Source organism: Herbaspirillum sp. DW155 (genome assembly GCF_037076565.1).
In the GTDB taxonomy this organism is placed as follows: domain Bacteria; phylum Pseudomonadota; class Gammaproteobacteria; order Burkholderiales; family Burkholderiaceae_D; genus Herbaspirillum.
On sequence record NZ_AP029028.1, the window covers coordinates 897,445 to 918,868 of the forward strand.

Sequence of the window (21,424 nt, forward strand, 5' to 3'; positions counted from 1 at the left end):
AAGCGGGAGCACGCCGGGCACGCTCCGTCATTCAACAGGGGCTGGTCAGTCAGGGATTGCGCGCCGTGGCGACGGCACGGCCGAGGTCGGCCACCGACATCGCGTAGAAGTAGCTGCGATTGTACTGCGTGATGGCGTAGAAGTTGTTGGTGGCGATCCAGTACTCGGTGGGGCCGGTGCCGTTCTGCAGGTCGACCAGGCCGAAGCGCATGCCGGCCGGCAGGTCCGGGGTGGAGATGCCGGCGGCGTGCAGTTCGTCGGCGGTGTATCTGGCTTCCAGGCCTTGGTTGAGCATGGCTTCCCACTGGCGGTTCTCGCTGGAGACCTGCACCGGGAAAGCCACCGGCTCGCCGCGCTGCCAGCCATGCACGGCCAGGTAGTGGGCCACGCTGCCGATGGCATCCACCGGCGAATTGCGCAGGTCGATCTTGCCGTCGCCATCGAAGTCCACCGCATACTCGCGGATGCTGCCCGGCATGAACTGCGGCCAGCCAATTGCGCCGGCATAGGAGCCGCGCAGCGACATCGGATCGATGCCGGCTTCGCGCGCCCACAGCAGGGTGTTTTCCAGTTCGCCGCGGAAGAAGGCCATGCGTGCGTCACGATTGGGCGTGTTGGGGTAATCGAAGGCCAGCGTGGTCAGCACATCCATGACGCGGAAGTTGCCGGTATTGCGACCATAGACCGTCTCCACGCCGATGATGCCGACGATGATTTCCATGGGCACGCCATACTGCGCTTCGGCGCGGGCCAGTGCCACGCCATAGGTGTTCCAGAAATCGACGCCGGCATTGATGCGCACCGGTTCCACGAAGCGCGCGCGATAGGCCGTCCAGTTCTTGGGCTTGGTGCCGGGCGCGGGCTTGATGAGCTGGATGGCACTGTCCACGTAGCGGGTCTGGGCGAAGAGCGCATTGAGGTCGCTGCGCTGGAAGTGGTTGCGTTCCACCATCTCGTCCATGAAGCGGCCGACGTCCTTCCACTCGTTGAAGTTGACGAACTCGCCCTGGTCGGCGGCCGCTGCTTTCTTCTTCGCCTGCGGTTTGGCCTTCTTGTCTGCCGTCTTCTTGTTCGCCGCCTTGTTCTGGGTTTTCTTGTCCACAGGCTTGCCCTCTTGCGCTTGCACGGCAGGAGCCAAGGCACACAGGCCGGCCAACATCAGGATCAAGGTCAGGGAGGTCAGGCGGGGCAGGGAGATGGGCATGAGCGGGATGGGCAGCAAACGAGGCAGGCGATCTGTTCGGCAGGGGAGGACAACAAGCGCGCAAGTATACCCCATCGAGGGTCTTGCCCCGTGCTGGTGCAGGGTGGACGACGCGGCATTGACCACGATAAGCGACAGCCGATGTCAGCAGATGTACACTAGCCCCACGAGACAACCCGGCTGGCCTCAGGCTTGCCAGATAGCAACAAGAGCAATAATGACCACCGCCATCTATACGCACGCCGATTGCCAGCGCCATGAAATGGGTGACTGGCACCCCGAGGCTCCGGCTCGGCTGGAAGCCATCGAAGACCAGCTGATCCTGAGCCGCATCGATCAATTCCTCGACCGCCGCGAAGCGCCCCTGGCCGATCCGGCCGAACTGGAGCGCGTGCATACATCGGGCGCCGTCGATTACGTGCGCGAGCACTGCCATGCGCTGAGCCTGTCGGGCCAGCATTACTACTCCATCGACGGCGATACCCTGCTCAACAAGCACAGCTGGCGAGCCGCCCTGCGCGCGGCCGGCGCGGCCGTGGCGGCGACCGATGCGGTAATCGCGGGTGAACTGGACAATGCCTTCTGCGCGGTACGTCCGCCCGGCCACCACGCCATGCCGGGGCAGGCGATGGGTTTTTGCCTGTTCAACAATGTGGCGGTGGCGGCGCGCCATGCCATCGATGTACACGGGCTGGAGCGGGTGGCGGTGATCGACTTCGACGTGCATCACGGCAATGGCACCGAAGACATCTTTGCCCATGATCCCCGGGTGCTGATGGTGAGCTTCTTCCAGCATCCCTTCTATCCTTTCTCGGGCGATGCGCCCACCGAGGCGCACATCGTCAACGTGCCGGTGCCGGCCTATTCCGATGGCAGCGCGGTGCGCCAGGTGGTCAACGAGAAATGGCTGCCGGCCTTGCATGCGCACCAGCCGCAGATGATCTTCATCTCGGCCGGCTTCGATGCCCACCGCGAAGACGACATGGGCCAGATGGGGCTGGTGGAGGCCGATTACGCCTGGATGACGCGACAGATCATGAAGATCGCCGACCAGTATGCCAAGGGCCGCATCGTCAGTTGCCTCGAAGGCGGTTACAACCTCTCGGCGCTGGGACGCAGCGTGGTGGCCCACCTCAAGGTACTGGCCGACCTGGAATAGTTAGGTTTTCCACAGGCGTTTGTTAAATTCAGGCCGGTAAAAACTAAGTTTTTGGTTCATCAGCCCTCATGGGCTTCATAGGCGGCAATGATCGCATCAGCCACTGCCCGCACCCGCGCGGTGCGGTTCAGGTCGCTGTGCAGCACCAGCCACATGTCGTAAGGTGCGGCGCGCTGCGGCCAGATGCGGACCAGGCCGCTGGCCTTGTCGCCCACGTGGGTGGGAAGCTCGCCGATGCCCATGCCCGCCAGAAGACTGTCATACATCACCAGTCCGGTACTTACTTCCATGGCCACATTGGCCTGGGCGATGGATTCGCCGCAAATCTGCTCGGATTTGGCGGGCGAGACGCTGCGCGGATAGATCACCACGTCCTGTCCCTTGAGGCCGGTGCCGGGTTCGGGCAGGCCGCGCTTCTTCACGTAAGCCTTCGAGGCATACAAGCCGGTGTACAGGCGCTTGAGGTGGCGCGCGATCAGGTCCGGCGCATCCGGGCGTACGGTGCGCACGGCGATGTCGGCCTCGCGCTTGGTCAGGTTGGTCAGTTGCGTGGAGGTCGAGAGCACCACGCGGATGGTGGGATGTTGCTGGCGCAGCCGGTGCAATGCCGGCAGCAGGAAGTGGCGCGCGCTGATGTCGGTGGCAGCCAGCCGGACCACGCCGCACAGGCGTTCATCCATGCCCTGCATCTGCCGCTGCAATTGTTCGGCCCCCTGTTCCATCTGGCTGGCTGCGGTGGCGGCCAGTTCGCCGGCGGGTGTGGGCACGTAGCCGCTGGGCGTGCGCAGGAACAGGCGCGCACCCAGCGAGGTTTCCAGCGCGGCCAGGCGGCGGCCGACGGTGGCCTGGTCGATGTCGAGATGTTCGGCCGCCCCGCGCAAGGTGCCGACGCGGTAGATGGCCAGGAAGACGCGGGCATTGTCCCAATCCATGATGTGCCTTTGCTGCGGTCTGAGGGGGGAGTTGCTGATGCAAATTTGCATCAGCGCGCCGATTTTATACCTCTTTATTGCATCACCGCTGCGGCATAGAATCTGGCCCGTCCACAGTGGTTTCTTGCTTGTCCCGGCCTTGCCGGCGGCAGGTTTGCCGTTCTCCCTCGCACCGCACGTGCAGAAAGTTGTCTTGCCATGTCTTCCACCCCATGCCCTCATGCGCCGGTTGCGGCGCTGGTGCCTCCCCTTGTTGCTGCGGCCCCCACGTCCACCGCTGCGCCGCAGGCCGGCATGCTGCCGCTGGTGGCGCTGGCCATCGGTTTCGTCATGGCGATGCTGGATGTGACGGTGGTCAACGTCGGACTGTCCAACATTTCCGCCAGCCTCGATGCGCCGCTGGCGATGCTGGTGTGGATCGTCGATGGCTACACGCTGACCTTCGCCGCCATGCTGCTGGTGGGCGGCGCGCTGGCCGATCGCTTCGGGGCGCGCCGGCTTTATCTGACCGGGCTGTTCCTGTTCGTGCTGGCCTCGCTGCTGTGCGGGGCCGCGCCTAGCGGTCCCTTCCTGATCGCGGCACGCCTGTTGCAGGGATTGGGTGCGGCCTTCTTCATGCCCAGTTCCCTGAGTCTGCTCACCCATGTCTATGAGGATGACCGCGTGCGGGCCCGCATGCTGGGCGTGTGGTCGGCCACCGTGGGGCTGGCCGCGGCCGCCGGGCCGCTGCTGGGTGGCGTGCTGATCCACTGGCTGGGCTGGCGCAGCGTGTTCCTCATCAACGTGCCGGTCGGCCTGCTGGGTTTGCTGATGGCGCGCAAGCTCATCCCGCAGGTGGCCGGACATGCCCGCGCCCTGCACCTGTACAGTCACCTGGCCGGGGTGGTGATGCTGGCGGGGCTTTCCTTCGTGCTGATCCAGGGACCGGTGTATGGCTGGACTTCGCCGCGCATCCTGACTGCGCTGGCGGTGACGGTGCTGGCCGCCGTGGCGCTGGTGCGCCATGAGCTGCGCGGCATTGCGCCGCTGCTGCCCAAGGCGCTGTTTGCCACGCCGCAGTTTGCGGCGGCCAATGGCATTGGCTTCCTCATCAACTTCGGGGTCTATGGCAACCTGTTCTATCTGGCGCTGTTCCTGCAGCAGGGGCGCGGGGCCGATGCCCTGCAGACCGGCCTGCAACTGCTGCCGATGATGGCGGTGGTCTTCTTCGGCAACCTGATGTCGGGCCGCATGGCCGCCCACTGGGGGCCGCGCGTGCCGCTGCTGCTGGGCTTGTCGGCGGGCACGGTCTTCACCGCCGTGGCAACCAGTTTCCGTCCCGAGACGCCCTACTGGATGCTGGCCCTGGTCTGCGCGGCTGCCAACCTGGGCATCAGCATCGCCATTCCGGCCATGACCACGGTGGTCATGCAGGTGGCGGGCAAGGCCCACGCCAACAGTGCTGCCGCCGCGCTGAATGCCAATCGCCAGATCGGTGCGCTGGTGGGGGTGGCCTTGATGGGCGCCCTCCTGCACAGCGTAAGCGGCTGGGGCCTGCGCAATGCGCTGGCCTTCGGGGTGATGGCGCTGGGCTATGGGCTGGCGCTGTGGCTGGTGTGGCGCTTCGTGGGTGTTGTCAGGGAGCAATGGACGGTGCGCGGCAGCTGAGCGGTGTTGTTCCCTGTCCAACGGCCTGCCCCGACTTGTGCGCGGCAGGCCGTTTTCTTGGGGATTTGTTAGGGATTGGCGGGGCAGGGCCGTAAAATAGCGCCTTCAACGAAATACGCATCAGAAAGAAGCTCCGCATGTCCATCCAATGGTTCCCCGGTCACATGAACTCCGCCCGCCGCAAGGCGGCCGAGAGCATGGAAAAAGTCGATATGGTCATCGAAGTGGTCGATGCCCGCCTGCCCCAGGCCAGCTGCAATCCCATGATCGAGCAGCTGCGCAATGCACGCCAGCGGCCCTGCCTGAAGATCCTCAACAAGACCGACATGGCCGACCCGGTGGCCACGCAAGCCTGGATCGACTACTACAACAGCCAGAAGGGCGTGACCGCGGTGGCGCTGTCCTGCAAGAAGCCCTCGGACGTGGCGCGCGTGCCCAAGCTGGCCATGCAGGTGGCACCGCATCGCGGCACCGCCTTGAAGCCGCTGCGCATGATGATCATGGGCATCCCCAACGTGGGCAAGTCGACCCTGATGAATGCGCTGCTCAAAAAACGCGTGGCCGCCGTGGGTGATGAGCCGGCCGTGACCAAGACCCAGCAGCGTCTCTACCTGGGCAACAACATGGTGCTCACCGACACCCCCGGCATGCTCTGGCCCAAGATCGAGCATCCCAGCGATGGCCTGATGCTCGCGGCCAGCCATGCCGTGGGCAGCAATGCGCTCATCGAAGAGGAAGTGGCGACCTTCCTGGCCGACCTGCTGCTGCAGCGTTATCCGCAACTGCTCAAGGCGCGCTATGGCTTCAATACCGAAGGCATGGATGGCGTGGCGGTGGTGGAGGGGGTGGCGGCCAGGCGCGGGTTCCGCCTCAAGGGCGGCGAGTACGATTTCGAGAAGGCCGCGCATACCTTCCTGCAGGATTACCGCAGCGGCGCACTGGGCCGCATCTCGCTGGAGACGCCGCAGTCGCGTGCCGAGCTGCTGGCGACCTATCGCTCCACCGACAATCCCGATGCGCTGCCGGCCGAGGACGACGAAGATGAAGAGGAAGACTTCGACTGGCGAGACGCACCGGATCATCGCGGGCGCAAAGACTAAGTTTGACGGTCCCTAAAACTTAGAAAATGGCGTTGTAAAACTAAGTTTTCAGGATCTTCGGCGCCATGCAAAAAAGGCCAGCTCGATGAGCTGGCCTTTTCGTTGATGCGAGTGAAGTTGCGGATTACCAGGAGGTGATCACGGAACCCTTGTACTTTTCCAGCACGAACTTCTTCACTTCCGGGCTGTGGTAAGCCTTGACCAGCTTGGCGACCCAGGGCTTGTCCTTGTCGGCGATGCGCACGGCGATCACGTTGGCGTAAGGACCGGTGGAGGCTTCCACGGCAATCGCATCCTTGGTCGGCGAGAGGCCGGCCGATTCAGCGTAGTTGCCGTTGATGACAGCCGCATCGAAATCATCCAGAGAACGCGGCAATTGTGCGGCGTCCAGTTCGACGATCTTGATCTTCTTGGGGTTTTCGACGATATCCAGCGGGGTTGCCTTCAGGCCGGCATCGGCCTTGAGCTTGATCACGCCCTTGGCTTGCAGCACCAGCAGGGCGCGGCCACCGTTGGTCGGATCGTTGGGCACGCCCACGCGCGCACCTTGTTTCAGGTCGTTGAGCGACTTGATCTTCTTGGAGTACACACCCATCGGGAAGGTGATGGTGCTGCCCACGCTCACGAACTTGTAGCCGCGGTCCTTGATCTGCGCATCCAGATAGGGCTGGTGCTGGTAGGAGTTGGCATCCAGGTCACCGGCGGCCAGGGCGGCATTGGGCTGGATGTAGTCGGTGAATTCGATGACCTTCATCTGCACGCCGTCTTTTTCGAGCAGCTTCTTGACCTGTTCCATGATCTCGGCATGGGGACCGGCGGTCACGCCCATCTTGATCTGATCTTCGGCCATGGCAGGGGCGGAGATCAGGCCGGCGGCCAGGCCCAGGCCTGCGATGAATTGAATCAACTGACGACGCTTCATGACTTTCCTTTCGAGCATTGAGGTGGGCAGCGGGTAGCTGCCGTTTTTTGTAGTGAATGCGCTCAGCGGTGGCTGAGCTTGCGGACCAGCAGGTCTCCCAGGGATTGCACCAGCTGGACGAACACGATCAGGATCAGCACCACGGCCAGCATCACTTCCGGCAGGAAGCGCTGATAGCCATAACGGATGCCCAGGTCACCCAGGCCGCCGCCGCCGATGGCACCGGCCATGGCCGAATAGCCGACCAGGCTGACGAAGGTGATCGTGAGACCGGCGACGATACCAGCAAATGCCTCGGGCACCAAGACCTTGTAAATGATTTGCCAGGTGGTGGCGCCCATGGCTTGCGCCGCTTCCACCAGGCCGTGGTCGACTTCGCGCAGGGCGGTCTCGACCAGACGCGCGATGAAGGGCGCGGCGGCAATCGTCAGCGGCACGATGGCCGCGGCCGTACCGATGGAGGTGCCGACGAAGAAGCGCGTCATCGGAATCACCGCCACCAGCAGGATGATGAAGGGCGTGGAGCGCACGGCGTTGACCAGCAGGCCGGCCACGCGATTGAACACCACATTGGGCAGCACGCCCTTGGATTCGGTGATGTGCAGGGCGATACCGAGCGGAATGCCCAGAAGCGATCCGACCACGCCCGAAATCACCACCATCATCAGCGTCTCACCGAAGGAGCTGACGAACAGATCGATCAGTTCAGATGACATGGTTAAGCTCCTCGACGACCACGCCCTGCTCGCGCAGGTATTGCATGGCCTGGTTGATGTTGTCCTGGGTGCCGTTGGCGAGGATCGCCAGCGAACCGAATGCCTGGCCCTGGATTTCGTCGATCTGGCCGTGCAGGATGTTGAAGTTCAGGTTGAAGCGGCGCACCGCTTCCGACAGGTGCGGCTGGTCCACATCGTTGCCGGTGAAGGCGAAGCGGAACAGGTGGTCCGTGCCCTGGCCGGCATCGGCGCGCGCCAGGCGTTCGCGCAGGCGTGCCAGCACGCCCTTGGGCAGCTCGTGGGCAATGACGTCGCCGATCAGCGCGCGGGTGACTTCATGGCGCGGCTGGCGGAATACCTCCAGCACTTCACCCTGTTCGATCACCTGGCCGGCTTCCATCACGGCCACGCGGTCGCAGATCTGCTTGATGACTTCCATCTGGTGCGTGATCAGGACGATGGTCAGGCCCAGTTCCTTGTTGATCTTGCGCAGCAGGTCGAGGATGGAGCGGGTGGTTTCGGGGTCCAGCGCCGAGGTGGCTTCGTCCGACAGCAAAACCTTGGGATCGTTGGCCAGCGCCCGGGCGATGCCCACGCGCTGCTTCTGGCCGCCGGAGATCTGCGCCGGATAGCGATCGCGCAGGGCAGTCAGACCGACCAGTTCCAGCAGCGGCTCGACCTTGGCGGCGATCTCCGACTTGCTCTTGCCGGCCAGTTCCAGCGGCAGGGCGATGTTGTCGTAGACGCTGCGCGAGGACAGCAGGTTGAAGTGCTGGAAGATCATGCCGATGCTGCGGCGCGCTTCGCGCAGTTGCGAGGACGACAGCGCGGTCAGGTCCTGGCCATCGAGGACGATGCGGCCGGAAGTGGGACGGTTCAGCAGGTTCAGGGTGCGCACCAGGGTGCTCTTGCCGGCGCCGCTGCGGCCGATGATGCCAAAGATCTCGCCCTTGCGGATCGACAAATCGACATTGCGCACCGCTTCGACATTGCCGAATCGCTGGGTGACAGCTTGTATTTCGATCATGGTGGAAAAGAAGAATGGCAGCGGGCCCCGGGTTCCTGCGCCAGCGCGGCATCGTGGGACGCTGCAGGCGGCTCAGGACCTCAGGTCTCCACTGCCATCAATATTTTTATAAGAAGCCGCTATTTTAAGGCTGCAAGGTTATATAGGGAAAATAAATTTTCGCCTATGCATATAACCACTGCGTCTTAGCATGCGGCGGGAACCCGCATGCAGATGGCGTTTGCGGGCCGCTGTGCGGATCTGGCAAGGCGCGCTTGTCTCGATCTTGAACGAGAAAGTATTCGAATAAGTTCTGCCGTTCACTTCATTTTTGAGCGGAATGCTGCCGCAGGCGGTGCCGGGGCTTATCTTGCTGGATTTTTTTGCCCGGCGTGCTGCAGCGCGCCGGGCCAAGCGCCGGAATCCTTCCCATGTATGCCTTTCCTGTCACTGACCTGGCCGTGCGTCTGGACGCGCTGCTGGAGCTGGCCGATATTGATGAAGTCATCCTCACCCGAGCGGGTGCCGACAACCTGGTGCTGGTGCGCGAACCCGTCTGGCGCGGCGTGCAGGAAGCGCTGCACCTGCTGGGCAACGATCTTAACGCGGAGCGCCTGCTGTGCAGCCTCTTGCAACTGCGCGCCGATCTGCTGCCCGTGAAGAATTCTCCGTGACTCCCCTCTGGATGACCCCGCTGGCCCGCGAAGATCTGGCCTGGTGGCGCCGCCATGACCGTCGCGTCGCGCGCCAATTGCTTCATTTGTTGCGGCGTCTGCGTGACGGCGCCTGCATTCCTGCGGCACGCCAGGTGGCCTTGCCCCTGCGTCTGCCCGGACTGTTCGCCTTGCGCCTGCATGCCGAACATCGGCTGGTCATCGAGCGCGTGGCGGGCCGCGTGGTGATTCATCAATGCCGCTTTCATTACTGAAGTCAACAAAATTGGTCTGCGCACTATGCGCGACAGTAGTTGTGATAAAGCTACAGAAAAGTCTTATTAATAAGTGAAAGTCAAAAAATGAGTCATTTGAAAAAATAAAGTCGGTTTAGATTTGCGCTGACTTCTTGATGTTTCTTCCGGAAGCCTGGGTGGCACCCCCGCCGTGCGGCAGCGCCCACCCGCCAATCAACAGCAATCAAACCACTACGGAGTACTCTATGAAAAAGACCATCCTGGCCCTGGCCGTGCTGGGCGCTTTCGCCGGCACGGCGCACGCGCAAAGCGGCGTGACCATCTACGGTGCAGTCGATGCCAGCCTGTCCTACGTCAACACGATCTCCACCGGCGGCAAAAATACGGGCAGCCAGATGGCCCTCGATTCCGGCCTGATGAAGGGTTCGCGCCTGGGCATCAAGGGCAGTGAAGATCTGGGCGGCGGTCTGAAGGCCGTGTTCACCATCGAGAACGGTTTCAATGTCGATACCGGCGAAGCCGGCCAGAAGGGCACGCTGTGGGGCCGCCAGGCAACCGTTGGCCTGTCCGGCAACTTCGGTACCATCCTGGCGGGCCGCCAGAAAGACGTGCTGGACGACGTGGGCAGCATCACCTCCCCGGGTGACTTCGGTGGCGTGGTCAGCCGCGTTCACTCGCTGAACCTGGATCGCACCAACGGCGAGCGCGTCAACAACTCCATCCGCTACAACACCCCTAACTTCAACGGCTTCACCGGTAGCGTCATCTATGGCTTCGGCGAGCAGGCCGGCAACACCGGCGCTGGCCAGTCCTTCGGTCTGGGCGGCACCTACGCCAACGGTCCGCTGAACATCGGCCTGGGCTACTTCCAGAGCAAGATGGGCGGCAAGTCCGCCAGCGACGTCAACGGCGCGGCAGCTTGCAATGGCGCAGTGATGGCCATGGGCAAGGACAAGATCGGCGACAAGGCGGGCGACACTTGCCTGAAGACCTGGACGCTGGCGGCCGCGTACCAGTTCGGACCGGCCCGAGTCTATGGCTCCTACTCGCGCGTGAAGCTGCCGTTGGCCAAGGTGCCGTCGGAAATCGCCGACAATCCGAAGCACGACTACAGTTTCGCTTCGCTGGCACATCCCAAGGACCGTCATGACACGCCTCTCTACAACATGGAAGGCGACGGCGACTTCGTCATTGGCGGCTACAACAACGAGTCCAGCAGCACGCTGGACTTCGGCGTGCATTACCAGCTCTCGCCGGCCCTGTCGCTGATCAGCAGCCTGCAGTACACCCGCGCCAAGTTCGCACGCAGCGCCGACGGCCGTCTGCTGCAGGTCAACCTGGGCGCCAAGTACCAGCTGTCCAAGCGCACTTCCACCTACGCCGTCGTGCGCAACCTGCGTTCGTCCGACATGTACAGCGTTGGCCTGGCCAGCGACCGTGTGCCGGGTAGCGACCGCAGCCAGACCGGCATCAATGCTGGCGTGATCCACAGCTTCTGATCACTGGCACTGCATCCGGGCTCGTGGGAGCCCGATGTTTTGGCCCGCATCCGCAAGGATGCGGGTCTTTTTTCATGGCTTGGCTGTGCAGCGATGATGGAGAGCGTGCTGCGGTCTGCACCTTGCAGGGCGCGACGAGGGCGAAAGGCCAATGCCTTTAGCGTGGCGCAGCGAGCCTGATCAGATCGCTGCCCAACAAAAAACCCGCATCATCGCTGATGCGGGTTCTTCTTGCAGCACAGGCCATGCGATGCATGGCCCTGGGCCGGAAGGCAAATTACATCATGCCGTCCATGCCACCCATGCCGCCCATACCACCCATGCCGCCAGGCATGCCGGCCGGCTTGTCTTCTGCCACTTCGGCCACCAGGGCGTCGGTGGTCAGGATCAGGCTGGCCACGGAGGCAGCGTTTTGCAGGGCCGAACGGGTCACCTTGGCCGGATCCAGCACGCCCAGTTCCACCAGGTCACCGTAGGTGCCGTTGGAAGCGTTGTAGCCGAAGTTGCCCGAACCTTCCAGCACCTTGTTCACCACCACCGACGGCTCGTCGCCGGCGTTGAAGACGATCTGGCGCAGCGGCTCTTCGATGGCGCGCAGCACGATCTTGATACCGGCTTCCTGGTCGGCGTTGTCGCCCTTCAGATCCTTGACGTTGGCGCGAGCGCGCAGCAGGGCAACGCCACCGCCGGGCACGACGCCTTCTTCAACAGCAGCGCGGGTAGCGTGCAGGGCGTCTTCGACGCGGGCCTTCTTTTCCTTCATTTCGACTTCGGTGGCAGCGCCAACCTTGATCAGTGCAACACCGCCGGCCAGCTTGGCCACGCGCTCTTGCAGTTTTTCACGGTCGTAGTCGGAGGTGGCTTCGCCGATCTGGGTGCGGATCATCGCCACGCGCGCTTCGATGCCAGCGGCTTCGCCGTTGCCGTCGATGATGGTGGTGTTTTCCTTGCCGATTTCAACGCGCTTGGCTTGGCCCAGTTCAGCCAGGGTAGCCTTTTCCAGGGTCAGGCCGACTTCTTCGGCGATCACCTGGCCACCGGTCAGGATGGCGATGTCTTCCAGCATGGCCTTGCGGCGGTCGCCGAAGCCAGGAGCCTTGACGGCAGCAGTCTTCAGGATGCCACGGATGTTGTTGACCACCAGGGTAGCCAGGGCTTCGCCTTCGACGTCTTCGGCCACGATCAGCAGCGGACGGCCAGCCTTGGCGACTTGTTCCAGCACCGGCAGCAGGTCACGGATGTTGGAGATCTTCTTGTCGAACAGCAGGATGAAGGGATTGTCCAGAGCGACGATCTGCTTCTCTTGGTTGTTGATGAAGTACGGCGACAGGTAGCCGCGGTCGAATTGCATACCTTCGACGATATCCAGTTCGTTTTCCAGCGACTTGCCGTCTTCCACGGTGATGACGCCTTCCTTGCCGACCTTTTCCATGGCCTTGGCGATGATGTCGCCGATGTCCGCATCGGAGTTGGCCGAGATCGAGCCGACTTGAGCGATTTCCTTGGAGGTGGTGGTGGGCTTGGCCAGGTTCTTCACTTCGCCGACGATGGCGGTGACGGCCTTGTCGATACCGCGCTTCAGGTCGGTCGGGTTGAAGCCGGCGGCGACGTACTTGAAGCCTTCGCGCACGATGGCCTGGGCCAGCACGGTAGCGGTGGTGGTACCGTCACCGGCATTGTCGGAGGTCTTGGAAGCGACTTCCTTGACCAGCTGGGCACCCATGTTTTCCAGCTTGTCCTTCAGTTCGATTTCCTTGGCGACGGAAACGCCGTCCTTGGTCACGGTCGGGGCGCCGAAGCTGCGCTCCAGTACGACGTTGCGGCCCTTCGGACCCAGGGTGACCTTGACTGCGTTGGCCAGGATGTTGACGCCGTTGACGACCTTGGCGCGTGCTTCATCGCCGAAAATAACTTGCTTTGCTGCCATGTTGGATTCTCCAGAAATTCGGTTCAGTTCATGTAGCCGGGCTTGAGCATTAAGCTTCAGGCATGCCGGCTGCTGTCTTGCTGCCGCTGGCCTTCAGGTTTTCTTTCTATATAGAGAAGGAAAAGGAAGGCCCGATGCCGAATTACTTCTCGACGACGGCGAACAGGTCTTCTTCGCGCATGACCAGCAGTTCCTGGCCATCGATCTTCACGGCCTGGCCGGAGTACTTGCCGAACAGAACGCGGTCGCCGACCTTCACGGCCAGTTGGCGGACCTTGCCATCTTCCAGGATCTTGCCGTTGCCGACGGCCAGGACTTCGCCTTGGTCCGGCTTTTCGGTCGCTGCGTCAGGCAGAACGATACCGGAAGCAGTCTTGGTTTCCTGGTCGAGGCGCTTGACGATAACGCGATCGTGCAAAGGGCGAAGATTCATGAGAACTCCTTAATTTTCAATAAGTTAGCATTGATTGCGGCGAAGCCTGCAACGGTTGTCTTCCAAATGCAGCAAACCTCACCGCAAGAAAAAGGGGATTGCGCCCGGCGGGCTGTTAGCACTCTGCCGTGACGAGTGCTAAGTATAGGGATGGGTTGGGGAATTTTCAAGGCGTCAATTGCTGTGCACGATTGTCCAACGCTTGAATTTTTTGCGATGACCTTGCTCATTTTGATTTGCTTTGGGATTAGCTAATGAGCAGGTTTTCAGGGGGGGCAATACAACCGGGCGCCCCTCAGGGCGCCCCGATGTGACGGCACTACATCATCCCGGATAGAGCGCGTGCTCCAGCGCAATGCTGGCCATGCCACGCTGCCAGACCTGCCACAAGCCGGGTGCAGTCGCCTCGCTCGCCAGACCTTCCTTGAGCAGCGCCAGCAGACGTTCGGCACTGTCTGCATCATCGAGCCAGAATTCCTCGATCAGATCGACGCTGGCGGTGCCGCCCGGCGGATTCATCACCCGGTTGCGGACATGGCGCGAGATATACGGCGTGCGCCGGTCCGCCACCACGCGGGCAACCACCTCGGCGAACTGCTCGGCACGCGGTCCGTCCTCCGTGGCGGCTTCCGGGGCCGCAGGCAGGACGAAGAACAGCTTGTGGCGCGCAGTGCGCCGCTGGTCACAAAAGACCAGCTCCTCCTGCACCATGAATTTGCAGACGGTGGACTGCTCCACGAAGTTCTCTTCATCCGGGCGCAGCTTTTCCTGGTAGAAGGGCAGGGCCAGGCCGGCCATCGCCTCGGCGGGGGAGGTGGCCCAGACCTGCGTCACGAAGTCGCGGTCCAGTGCCCAGTCAGACTCCGCAGGCGTGCCCAGGGCATGGGTAGCGTCGATGAAATGGTTCTGCGCATAGCGTTTGGGCGCCTCGGCCGGATGCGCGGCGATGAACTCCAGTACAAGAGGGGCGTGGATGTTGAGCATGTGGTGCTGCATGTCGCGGCGGGTCATGCCGGCTCGGCGTCGGCCGATGATCATCAATTTGATCATGAATGTCTCTTTTCTTTTCTCGTCGTGGTGATGCTGTTTTCATAGGAGGGGGCGGCACCCTGGTGCAGACCCCGCATCACTCCAAGGTCCCCTTTGCTGCAGAACAAATGGATTGTGCTGATGTGAGCTATCCACCCGCGTGATGGCTCTGGCCGTCCTATTCGTGAGATATTCTCAATTTGCGGGAATTTATATGCGAATAATAAGAGGCATTTTCTGCTGCAGTTTGTGGCCGGGTGCAGCTTTCTTCTGTTACATGGCCCTTAATGGTGCATCCCTTCGCATTTCGATTTAAAAAAGTGCATAAAACGTGCGATATCAACGAAGTACCGCGTTGGCACGGAACTGGCTCTCCCAGCCGCACCATTACGGTGTATTCTGCCCGGCGGGGCGGTGTATTGGAGGCACTGCCCCGCCTGGCCTGGCGCTGCGGCCGGGCCGCTTGGCTGCTGTGGCTCCGTCCCTTTTTAAGCGGGGATGGCCGGCGGTAAAGCGCCCGAGTCGGGATGCTCTCAGGCATGGCTCGTTTTTTGCAGTAGCAGAGTCCGCAAGCAAGAACCGGTCAGAAACTGGGAGGCGCTGCGGCGTTGTCCGGTCTTGCCACCGTCCACAAGGGGGGAGCAGGGCCGGTCAGCGTACCTAAAACAAATGGCACAACGCACTGCGTTTTCAATCATTCATTGGAAGTAATAGGAGCAATTCATGCAAAAAATCAAAATGATTCCTGTCGCTACAGCACTGGTGGCAGCGTTCGCATTCGCAGGGGCTGCACAAGCACAAGAAGTCATCAAGATCGGTCACGTCGCTCCCCTGACTGGTCCCAATGCACACATCGGCAAGGACAATGAAAACGGCGCCCGCATGGCCGTGGACGAACTCAATGCCAAGGGCATCACGATCGGCGGCAAGAAGGTGACCTTCCAGCTGGTCGCCCAGGATGACGCCTCCGACCCGAAGCAAGCCACCACCGTGGCACAGGCTCTGGTCGATGCCAAGGTCAAGGGCGTGGTCGGCCACATGAACTCCGGCACCACCATCCCGGCCTCCAAGATCTACTTTGACGCCGGCATCCCGCAAATCTCGCCCTCGGCAACCAACCCCAAGTACACCCAGCAAGGCTTCAACACCGCCTTCCGCGTGGTGGCCAACGATGGCCAGCTCGGTGGCGTCCTGGGTCGCTATGCCGTCAATGAACTCAAGGCCAAGAACGTGGCCGTCATCGACGACCGCACCGCTTACGGTCAAGGCGTGGCTGAAGAATTCCGCAAGAGCGCCCAGGCTGCTGGCGCCACCATCGTGGCTACCCAGTACACCACCGACAAGGCGACCGACTTCAACGCCATCCTGACCTCGGTCAAGGCCAAGAAGCCGGATCTGATCTTCTTCGGCGGTATGGATGCCGTGGCCGGCCCGATGCTGCGCCAGATGGATCAACTGGGTATCGTTGCCAAGTTCATGGGCGGTGACGGTATCTGCACCACCGAACTGCCGGGCCTGGCTGGCGCCGGTCTGAAGGACGACCAGGTGGTCTGCGCCGAAGCTGGTGGCGTGACCGAAGCCGGCAAGAAGCCGCTGGACGACTTCAAGGCCGCCTACAAGAAGAAGTTCAACCAGGACGTCGTGATCTACGCACCGTACACCTACGACTCGCTGATGACCCTGGCTGATGCAATGCAACAGGCTGGTTCGTCCGATCCGAAGGCTTACCTGCCGGTGCTGGCCAAGATCCACCACAAGGGTGTGACCGGTGAAATCGCCTTCGACCCGAAGGGCGACATCCTCAACGGCAGCCTGACCCTGTACACCTACAAGGGTGGCAAGCGTACTCTGCTGAACGTGGTGAAATAAGCACGAAGCTTCATCTCCGGTGCCGTTATGGTGCCGGAGGAAGTCGATTTGAAAGCCCCGGCATTTTTGCCGGGGCTTTTTCATTCATATCGACCAAAACCGGGCCAATCTGCCGGCCAAGCTGCGGAGTGCCTTCCTGCGCTCCCAGCCAGATGGCCTGGCCTGTGCCGAAATTGCGGAGCGTCCGGAGGTATCGCCGAGCCCGGTGCAGCAATACATGAAGCGCGCCTTCACCGCCTGTTGCCGTCTGCAATATGGCACTCACGCCACCGAAAGGTGGCAGGGCATTTTTCAGAGAAAATATTTATTCAATATAAATGATTTATATCGTTTATTGATTTTGCCTGCCGCTGCCTTCCGATATCGTCATGCGGCTTCAGGCTCCCGCATCCGCATCCATCTCCCGCGCACTGTCCATGAAGACCCGCCGCAGCCATTCGATCCCCGGATCATTGGTGCGATAGCGGTGCCACTGCAGCATCTGGTGCATTTCCGCCAGGGGCAGCGGGCTTTCCTTCAACACCACCGGAAAATGCGGAGCCAGCTTGCGTGCCAGCCGGCTATGCACGGTGGCGATGCGGTCGGTTCCCGGCAGCAGTGCCATGCAAGAGGCAAAGCTGAAACTGGTCACCTCCACCCGCCGCTCCAGACCTAGCTTGTGGAGTCTCCAAGCTTCCACCGACGCCGAATTGGCGCCGGGCGGCACCATCACCACGTGGCCTGCGGCCATGTAGCGCTCCAGCGTCAACTCGCCCTGCGCCAGCGCGCTGTCGCGCCACACCACGCACACGTAGCGCTCGCGGAAGACTTCTTCGGCGGGGTGGTCGGGCGTACAGAATTCCTGTGGCAGCACCAGCAGATCGACTTCCGCGCGGTCCAGCGAACGGGGCGGGTCTTGCACCTGCGGTATCAGCGCAAAGCGGATGCGCGGTCCCTCGGCATGGGCGCGTGCGATCACGTGCGGGATCAGTACGCTCAGGCTGAAGTCCGAGACCGAGATGCGGAATTCCCGCTGAGACTCGGCCGGCACAAAGGCCGGCTTGGCCGCGATCGAACCTTCGATGCGCCTGAGCACATCGTTGACCGCATCGCGCAGAACCTCGGCGCGCGGTGTCGGCTCCATGCGGCGTCCTACCTGGATCAGCAGGGCGTCATCGAAATAATCGCGCAGGCGGGCCAGTGCATTGCTCATGGCGGACTGGCTCAGGTGAGTCTTCTCGGCGGCGCGGCTGATGTTGCGTTCGGTCAGCAGCGCATCGAGGGCGACCAGCAGATTGAGGTCGAGCTTGTTGAAGCGCATGGATAGGTCTCCGTGGTCAGGGTGCCGGCCTTCTTGTGCGTTTCGCTGGGCGCGGTTGAGGTATTGATGCCGCCGATATCATGAATCAAAACAATCCATTTGATCAATATCAACCTCAACCTTAATCTTCACACAACCGCTGCACGGCCTCGCAGACAAGCATGAGAAAAGGCCGGCACGGCAAGCCGGTGGCGCGCTGCGCCGCTTTTGGCCTGGCCCCGAGAACACGCCGAGACGGCGACACAACAAGCCAGGCAGGGTAGGAGACAAGGAGACAGAAGTGAAGAGAGGATACGTACCAGCCCGTCGGCTGGCAGCTTGTGCCGTCGTGACCGTTTGGGGTGCTGCCAGCATGCAGTCCGCGCTAGCCTTCGAAAGTGGAGTTTCGCCATTCCCCACCGGATCAACCAGTGAATACATCGCGGCGTTGCCGCCGATCCCGGGCCTGTTTGCGGTGGAGCAGTTCAACTACAGCTCGTCCAGCGGCCTGTACGACAACAAGGGCAACAAGCTGCCGATCCCTTTCAAGTCTGATGCCTACTCGGCGACCACGCGCATCTTGGCTTCCTATGGCGCGGAATTCCTGGGTGCCAAGGTGTATTCGCAACTGGTGCTGCCGGTCGTCTCGCTGCATACCGAAGTGTTCGGCCACGGCGAGAACCACAATGGCCTTTCCAACGTCACCGTCACGCCCTTGCTGCTGCGCTGGGACGTGGCCGCGAACACCAACGTCACCTGGGGTTTTGACTTCGCGCTCAAGACCGGCTCCTACAATCCCGCCCGCACCAGCGTGGCGGTCGGCTACACCTCCTACCAGCCGGTGCTGGCCATCCGCCACAACGATCCGCAGGGTCTGGATCTGGGCATCTCCAACCGCCTGCTCTTCAACGACAAGAACAGTGATACCAACTACCGCTCCGGCTCGGCCTATGTGGCCGATTTCATCGGCGGCTGGAACTTCGGCAAGTGGAAGGTTGGCGTGACCGGCGCCTACATGAACCAGTTCACCGACGACAGCCAGAACGGCAACACCATCACCGGCAATCGCGCGCGCAGCTTCGCGATGGGTCCGATCGTCAATTACAACGCCGGCACCTACAGCATCAACATGAACTACCAGCGCGGCCTGTATGCCGCCAACACGGCCAAGAGCGATGCGATCTGGATCAACTTCGCCATGCCGCTGTGGCTGGGCGGACCGCACTGAGGCAGCAGCAACGCGGCATCCCCGAGCATTACTCATCACCTAAGGAGTTACACCATGTTCCGTTATTTCCCGACGAACTATGTCTGGAATCTTTCCGTCGATCTCGCCATCGAGATGGGCGCACGCATCGGCGAAATCGAAGCCATGTGCGCGCCCTTGCAGGACGCGGCCAGGCAGCCTGACGCCGAAGGCACCGCGGCCTTTCGCGCCACCTGGGCGGACATGGCAGAGAAGCTGTGCAGCCTGGCCGCCGAGGATGAAGTGCGTGGCCGGCTGCTGTCGGCCGGTACCAAGTACAAGCGCGCGGCCAGCTACCTGCTGACCTGCGAACGCCTGCAGGGCCACGGTGCGCCGGGCCGGCTGGAGCTGTACCGGCGCTTCCTGGAAGTGTTCCAGCGTGGCATCACCCTGGCCGGCGACAACTGCGAGCGCGTGGAAATTCCTTATGAGGGCAAGGTCATCTCGGGGCTGTATACGCGTGCCCACAATGTGCAGGGTCCGGCGCCGATCCTGGTGCAGCTCAATGGCCTGGATTCGACCAAGGAAATGAAATACCTGGTCGGCCTGCCCGGCTGGCTGGCCGAGCGCGGCGTCTCCTCGCTGGTGATCGACCAGCCCGGTACCGGCGAAGCCCTGCGCCTGCACGGTCTCACGGCACGCTTCGATGCCGAGCATTGGGCGCGCCACGTGGTGGACTGGCTGGAGCAGCGTGACGACGTGGACCCCACCCGCATCGGCTGCGAAGGCGTCTCCCTCGGCGGTTACTACTGCCCGCGCGTGGTCGCCATGGAACCGCGCTTTGCCTGTGGCGTGGTGTGGGGCGCCAATCACGACTGGCGCGACGTGCAGAAGCGTCGTCTGGAAAAGGAGGGCGACTTCCCGGTGCCGCATTACTGGCAGCACGTGTGCTGGGTCTGGGGTGCCAAGGACATCGAGGACTTCATGCGCATTGCCGAAGACGTGCATCTGGACGGCGTGGTCGAGAAGATCCGCGTGCCCTTCCTGGTCACCCATGGCGAGAAGGACAGCCAGATTCCGCTCAAGTGGGCGCATCGCACCTACGAACAACTGGTCAACAGTCCCAAGCGCGAATTGAAGATCTTCACCGACCGCGAAGGCGGTGCGCAGCACGCCAGTTTCGACAACTCCATCAATGCCGGCCACGTCATCGCCGACTGGGTGGCCGAGACCCTCGGCGGCCGCACCAAGGGCTGATGCCCACGGCGCAACGAGAAAAAACACCGAGTCAATCACAAGGAAATCCGCATGAACATCATTGGACCTGATGCCCTGGTCTTTGGCGTGGACGATCTGCCCGCCTGCCGCCAGTACCTGATCGACTATGGCCTGAAGGATGCCGGCAACGATCGCTTCGAAGCCCTGGATGGCACCGCCATCGTGCTGCGCGCCAAGGACGACGCCGCACTGCCGCCGGCCATGGGCACCGCCAGCCTGTTGCGCGAGACCGTCTATGGCGTGGCCGACGTCGCCACCCTGGACGCCATCGAAGCCGAACTGCGCCGCGACCGCGAAGTCACTCGCCGCGATGGCGTGGTGCGCAGCGTCGACGACATGGGCTTTGCGCTGGCCTTCCAGCTGACCGTGCGCCGCGACCTGGCGCTGTCCTCCGAGCGCGTCAACGGTCCCGGCGATGCCCAGCGTGCGCCCAACGAACTGGGTTTGCCGCCTGACCTGCAAGCCCTGCCGCGCACGCTCTCGCACGTGGTGTATTTCGTGCCCGACACGGCCAGGGCCGAGGCTTTCTATCAACGTCTGGGCTTTGTCTGCACCGACCGTTTCACCGGCGTGGGCCCCTTCCTGCGCCCGGCCGGTACACAGGATCACCACACCCTGTTCATGATCCAGACCCCGCCCTTCATGAAAGGCTGCGAACACTTCACCTTCCACATGGGTGGCCCCACCGAAGTGCTGCTGGCCGGCACCCGTTTCGTCGAGAAGGGTTACCAGAGCTTCTGGGGCCCGGGTCGTCATCGCTTTGGCAGCAACTGGTTCTGGTACTTCAATTCGCCGCTGGGCTGCCACGTCGAATACGACGCCGACATGGACCTGCACGACGATCAGTGGGCCGCGCGCGAAGCGCCGATGGGCGCCGATGCCTCGCAGCTGTTCCTGTTCCAGTACCGCGAGAAGTGGGCACCGAGCGGCCCGCCGCCCGGCGCTGGGCGCTGAGCGCTGATCGGACAGGCGGAGACGGCCATGTACCTGTGCCATGTGACCCAATTGCCTGCGGATGGCGCGCGCGGTTTCGATACCGAAGGCGCGGGGCAGGCCACCATCTTCCTGCTGCGCCGGGGTGATCAGGTCCGGGCCTGGCGCGACATCTGCCCGCACCACGGCACGCCGCTGCCGTGGCGCCGCGATGCCTATCTCGACGCCAGCGGCGAGCACGTGGTCTGTGCCGCCCATGGCGCCTTGTTCGATCCGCTCACCGGCGTCTGTACGCTCGGCCCTTGCCTGGGGGATACGCTCACCCCGGTGCCACTGCGCATCGATGGCGACGGTGGCCTGCATGTGGCCGATGACGATCAGCTTTGATTTGTGCA

General features: G+C 62.4%; 20 protein-coding genes and 1 pseudogene. 12 read left to right on the forward strand and 9 right to left on the reverse strand.

The window, feature by feature from the left end:
- Positions 1 to 49: 49 nt before the first annotated feature.
- Positions 50 to 1,204, reverse strand: coding sequence for a lytic murein transglycosylase B (gene mltB, locus AACH55_RS04040; RefSeq protein ID WP_338718138.1), 1,155 nt, complete (start codon positions 1,202 to 1,204; stop codon positions 50 to 52).
- 217 nt (positions 1,205 to 1,421) lie between these two features.
- Between mltB and AACH55_RS04045 the strand changes: the two genes are divergently transcribed.
- Entirely contained in the window at positions 1,422 to 2,363 is a 942-nt protein-coding gene (locus tag AACH55_RS04045; protein WP_338718139.1) for a histone deacetylase family protein, read from the forward strand.
- 59 nt (positions 2,364 to 2,422) lie between these two features.
- Here AACH55_RS04045 and AACH55_RS04050 read toward each other — a convergent pair whose 3' ends face one another.
- Positions 2,423 to 3,295, reverse strand: coding sequence for a LysR family transcriptional regulator (locus AACH55_RS04050; RefSeq protein WP_338718140.1), 873 nt, complete (start codon positions 3,293 to 3,295; stop codon positions 2,423 to 2,425).
- 198 nt (positions 3,296 to 3,493) lie between these two features.
- Here AACH55_RS04050 and AACH55_RS04055 point away from each other — a divergent pair, with 198 nt between their 5' ends.
- Entirely contained in the window at positions 3,494 to 4,942 is a 1,449-nt protein-coding gene (locus AACH55_RS04055) for an MFS transporter (RefSeq protein ID WP_338718141.1), read from the forward strand.
- Between the two features lie 137 nt (positions 4,943 to 5,079).
- Positions 5,080 to 6,042, forward strand: a complete 963-nt coding sequence (ylqF, locus tag AACH55_RS04060; protein ID WP_338718143.1) for a ribosome biogenesis GTPase YlqF — start codon at positions 5,080 to 5,082, stop codon at positions 6,040 to 6,042.
- A gap of 124 nt (positions 6,043 to 6,166) precedes the next feature.
- Here ylqF and AACH55_RS04065 read toward each other — a convergent pair whose 3' ends face one another.
- The 3 genes from AACH55_RS04065 to AACH55_RS04075 form a co-directional block, all read right to left on the reverse strand.
- Positions 6,167 to 6,964 (reverse strand): MetQ/NlpA family ABC transporter substrate-binding protein, encoded by a 798-nt coding sequence (locus tag AACH55_RS04065; protein ID WP_338718144.1) that lies wholly within the window; start codon positions 6,962 to 6,964, stop codon positions 6,167 to 6,169.
- 62 nt (positions 6,965 to 7,026) lie between these two features.
- Positions 7,027 to 7,680: a methionine ABC transporter permease gene (locus AACH55_RS04070; RefSeq protein WP_058894348.1), complete on the reverse strand. Its 654-nt coding sequence runs from the start codon at positions 7,678 to 7,680 to the stop codon at positions 7,027 to 7,029.
- A complete protein-coding gene (locus AACH55_RS04075) occupies positions 7,670 to 8,707 on the reverse strand; it encodes a methionine ABC transporter ATP-binding protein (RefSeq protein ID WP_338718146.1) in 1,038 nt (345 codons plus the stop codon). The genes AACH55_RS04070 and AACH55_RS04075 overlap by 11 nt, the downstream gene beginning before the upstream one ends.
- 410 nt (positions 8,708 to 9,117) lie before the next feature.
- Between AACH55_RS04075 and AACH55_RS04080 the strand changes: the two genes are divergently transcribed.
- The 3 genes from AACH55_RS04080 (at position 9,118) to AACH55_RS04090 (ending at position 11,095) form a co-directional block, all read left to right on the forward strand.
- Positions 9,118 to 9,360 (forward strand): type II toxin-antitoxin system Phd/YefM family antitoxin, encoded by a 243-nt coding sequence (locus AACH55_RS04080; RefSeq protein ID WP_338718147.1) that lies wholly within the window; start codon positions 9,118 to 9,120, stop codon positions 9,358 to 9,360.
- Entirely contained in the window at positions 9,357 to 9,614 is a 258-nt protein-coding gene (locus AACH55_RS04085; protein WP_338718148.1) for a type II toxin-antitoxin system YoeB family toxin, read from the forward strand. The genes AACH55_RS04080 and AACH55_RS04085 overlap by 4 nt, the downstream gene beginning before the upstream one ends.
- A gap of 227 nt (positions 9,615 to 9,841) precedes the next feature.
- Positions 9,842 to 11,095, forward strand: a complete 1,254-nt coding sequence (locus AACH55_RS04090) for a porin (RefSeq protein ID WP_338718149.1) — start codon at positions 9,842 to 9,844, stop codon at positions 11,093 to 11,095.
- 277 nt (positions 11,096 to 11,372) lie between these two features.
- On the opposite strand, the gene groL is transcribed toward AACH55_RS04090, so the two are convergent.
- The 3 genes from groL to AACH55_RS04105 form a co-directional block, all read right to left on the reverse strand.
- Positions 11,373 to 13,022, reverse strand: coding sequence for a chaperonin GroEL (groL, locus tag AACH55_RS04095; RefSeq protein ID WP_017451309.1), 1,650 nt, complete (start codon positions 13,020 to 13,022; stop codon positions 11,373 to 11,375).
- 142 nt (positions 13,023 to 13,164) lie between these two features.
- Positions 13,165 to 13,455, reverse strand: a complete 291-nt coding sequence (gene groES, locus AACH55_RS04100; protein WP_008115200.1) for a co-chaperone GroES — start codon at positions 13,453 to 13,455, stop codon at positions 13,165 to 13,167.
- 324 nt (positions 13,456 to 13,779) lie between these two features.
- Positions 13,780 to 14,505, reverse strand: a complete 726-nt coding sequence (locus AACH55_RS04105; protein WP_338718150.1) for an EthD domain-containing protein — start codon at positions 14,503 to 14,505, stop codon at positions 13,780 to 13,782.
- Positions 14,506 to 15,207: 702 nt separating this feature from the next.
- Here AACH55_RS04105 and AACH55_RS04110 point away from each other — a divergent pair.
- Entirely contained in the window at positions 15,208 to 16,353 is a 1,146-nt protein-coding gene (locus tag AACH55_RS04110) for a branched-chain amino acid ABC transporter substrate-binding protein (protein WP_338718151.1), read from the forward strand.
- 103 nt (positions 16,354 to 16,456) lie between these two features.
- Positions 16,457 to 16,612 (forward strand): annotated as a pseudogene (locus AACH55_RS04115) (sigma factor-like helix-turn-helix DNA-binding protein); the annotation flags it as partial.
- A 117-nt stretch (positions 16,613 to 16,729) separates the two neighbouring features.
- On the opposite strand, the gene AACH55_RS04120 reads toward AACH55_RS04115, so the two are convergent.
- The gene (locus AACH55_RS04120) at positions 16,730 to 17,653 is read right to left on the reverse strand and encodes a LysR family transcriptional regulator (RefSeq protein ID WP_338718153.1); all 924 of its coding nucleotides are present in this window, start codon (positions 17,651 to 17,653) and stop codon (positions 16,730 to 16,732) included.
- A gap of 352 nt (positions 17,654 to 18,005) precedes the next feature.
- Between AACH55_RS04120 and AACH55_RS04125 the strand changes: the two genes are divergently transcribed.
- Genes AACH55_RS04125 through AACH55_RS04140 form a run of 4 tightly spaced genes read left to right on the forward strand, consistent with a single transcriptional unit; the run spans position 18,006 to position 21,416 of the window.
- Positions 18,006 to 18,860: a transporter gene (locus AACH55_RS04125; RefSeq protein WP_338718155.1), complete on the forward strand. Its 855-nt coding sequence runs from the start codon at positions 18,006 to 18,008 to the stop codon at positions 18,858 to 18,860.
- A 54-nt stretch (positions 18,861 to 18,914) separates the two neighbouring features.
- Complete coding sequence (locus tag AACH55_RS04130; RefSeq protein ID WP_338718157.1) at positions 18,915 to 20,075, forward strand: prolyl oligopeptidase family serine peptidase; 1,161 nt, start codon at positions 18,915 to 18,917, stop codon at positions 20,073 to 20,075.
- Positions 20,076 to 20,126: 51 nt separating this feature from the next.
- Positions 20,127 to 21,050 (forward strand): VOC family protein, encoded by a 924-nt coding sequence (locus AACH55_RS04135; protein ID WP_338718158.1) that lies wholly within the window; start codon positions 20,127 to 20,129, stop codon positions 21,048 to 21,050.
- A 27-nt stretch (positions 21,051 to 21,077) separates the two neighbouring features.
- Complete coding sequence (locus AACH55_RS04140; protein WP_338718159.1) at positions 21,078 to 21,416, forward strand: Rieske (2Fe-2S) protein; 339 nt, start codon at positions 21,078 to 21,080, stop codon at positions 21,414 to 21,416.
- The last annotated feature ends 8 nt before the right edge of the window (positions 21,417 to 21,424 follow it).

What these genes read in the sequence shown, in the direction of transcription:
- AACH55_RS04135 (WP_338718158.1), top strand. Translation starts at nt 20,127, where the DNA reads ATGAACATCATTGGACCTGATGCCCTGGTCTTTGGCGTGGACGATCTG.
- AACH55_RS04105 (WP_338718150.1), bottom strand. Translation starts at nt 14,505, where the DNA reads ATGATCAAATTGATGATCATCGGCCGACGCCGAGCCGGCATGACCCGC.
- AACH55_RS04130 (WP_338718157.1), top strand. Translation starts at nt 18,915, where the DNA reads ATGTTCCGTTATTTCCCGACGAACTATGTCTGGAATCTTTCCGTCGAT.
- groL (WP_017451309.1), bottom strand. Translation starts at nt 13,022, where the DNA reads ATGGCAGCAAAGCAAGTTATTTTCGGCGATGAAGCACGCGCCAAGGTC.
- AACH55_RS04080 (WP_338718147.1), top strand. Translation starts at nt 9,118, where the DNA reads ATGTATGCCTTTCCTGTCACTGACCTGGCCGTGCGTCTGGACGCGCTG.
- AACH55_RS04120 (WP_338718153.1), bottom strand. Translation starts at nt 17,653, where the DNA reads ATGCGCTTCAACAAGCTCGACCTCAATCTGCTGGTCGCCCTCGATGCG.
- mltB (WP_338718138.1), bottom strand. Translation starts at nt 1,204, where the DNA reads ATGCCCATCTCCCTGCCCCGCCTGACCTCCCTGACCTTGATCCTGATG.
- AACH55_RS04045 (WP_338718139.1), top strand. Translation starts at nt 1,422, where the DNA reads ATGACCACCGCCATCTATACGCACGCCGATTGCCAGCGCCATGAAATG.
- AACH55_RS04125 (WP_338718155.1), top strand. Translation starts at nt 18,006, where the DNA reads ATGCAGTCCGCGCTAGCCTTCGAAAGTGGAGTTTCGCCATTCCCCACC.
- AACH55_RS04065 (WP_338718144.1), bottom strand. Translation starts at nt 6,964, where the DNA reads ATGAAGCGTCGTCAGTTGATTCAATTCATCGCAGGCCTGGGCCTGGCC.
- AACH55_RS04090 (WP_338718149.1), top strand. Translation starts at nt 9,842, where the DNA reads ATGAAAAAGACCATCCTGGCCCTGGCCGTGCTGGGCGCTTTCGCCGGC.
- AACH55_RS04050 (WP_338718140.1), bottom strand. Translation starts at nt 3,295, where the DNA reads ATGGATTGGGACAATGCCCGCGTCTTCCTGGCCATCTACCGCGTCGGC.
- groES (WP_008115200.1), bottom strand. Translation starts at nt 13,455, where the DNA reads ATGAATCTTCGCCCTTTGCACGATCGCGTTATCGTCAAGCGCCTCGAC.
- AACH55_RS04055 (WP_338718141.1), top strand. Translation starts at nt 3,494, where the DNA reads ATGTCTTCCACCCCATGCCCTCATGCGCCGGTTGCGGCGCTGGTGCCT.
- ylqF (WP_338718143.1), top strand. Translation starts at nt 5,080, where the DNA reads ATGTCCATCCAATGGTTCCCCGGTCACATGAACTCCGCCCGCCGCAAG.
- AACH55_RS04075 (WP_338718146.1), bottom strand. Translation starts at nt 8,707, where the DNA reads ATGATCGAAATACAAGCTGTCACCCAGCGATTCGGCAATGTCGAAGCG.
- AACH55_RS04140 (WP_338718159.1), top strand. Translation starts at nt 21,078, where the DNA reads ATGTACCTGTGCCATGTGACCCAATTGCCTGCGGATGGCGCGCGCGGT.
- AACH55_RS04070 (WP_058894348.1), bottom strand. Translation starts at nt 7,680, where the DNA reads ATGTCATCTGAACTGATCGATCTGTTCGTCAGCTCCTTCGGTGAGACG.
- AACH55_RS04110 (WP_338718151.1), top strand. Translation starts at nt 15,208, where the DNA reads ATGCAAAAAATCAAAATGATTCCTGTCGCTACAGCACTGGTGGCAGCG.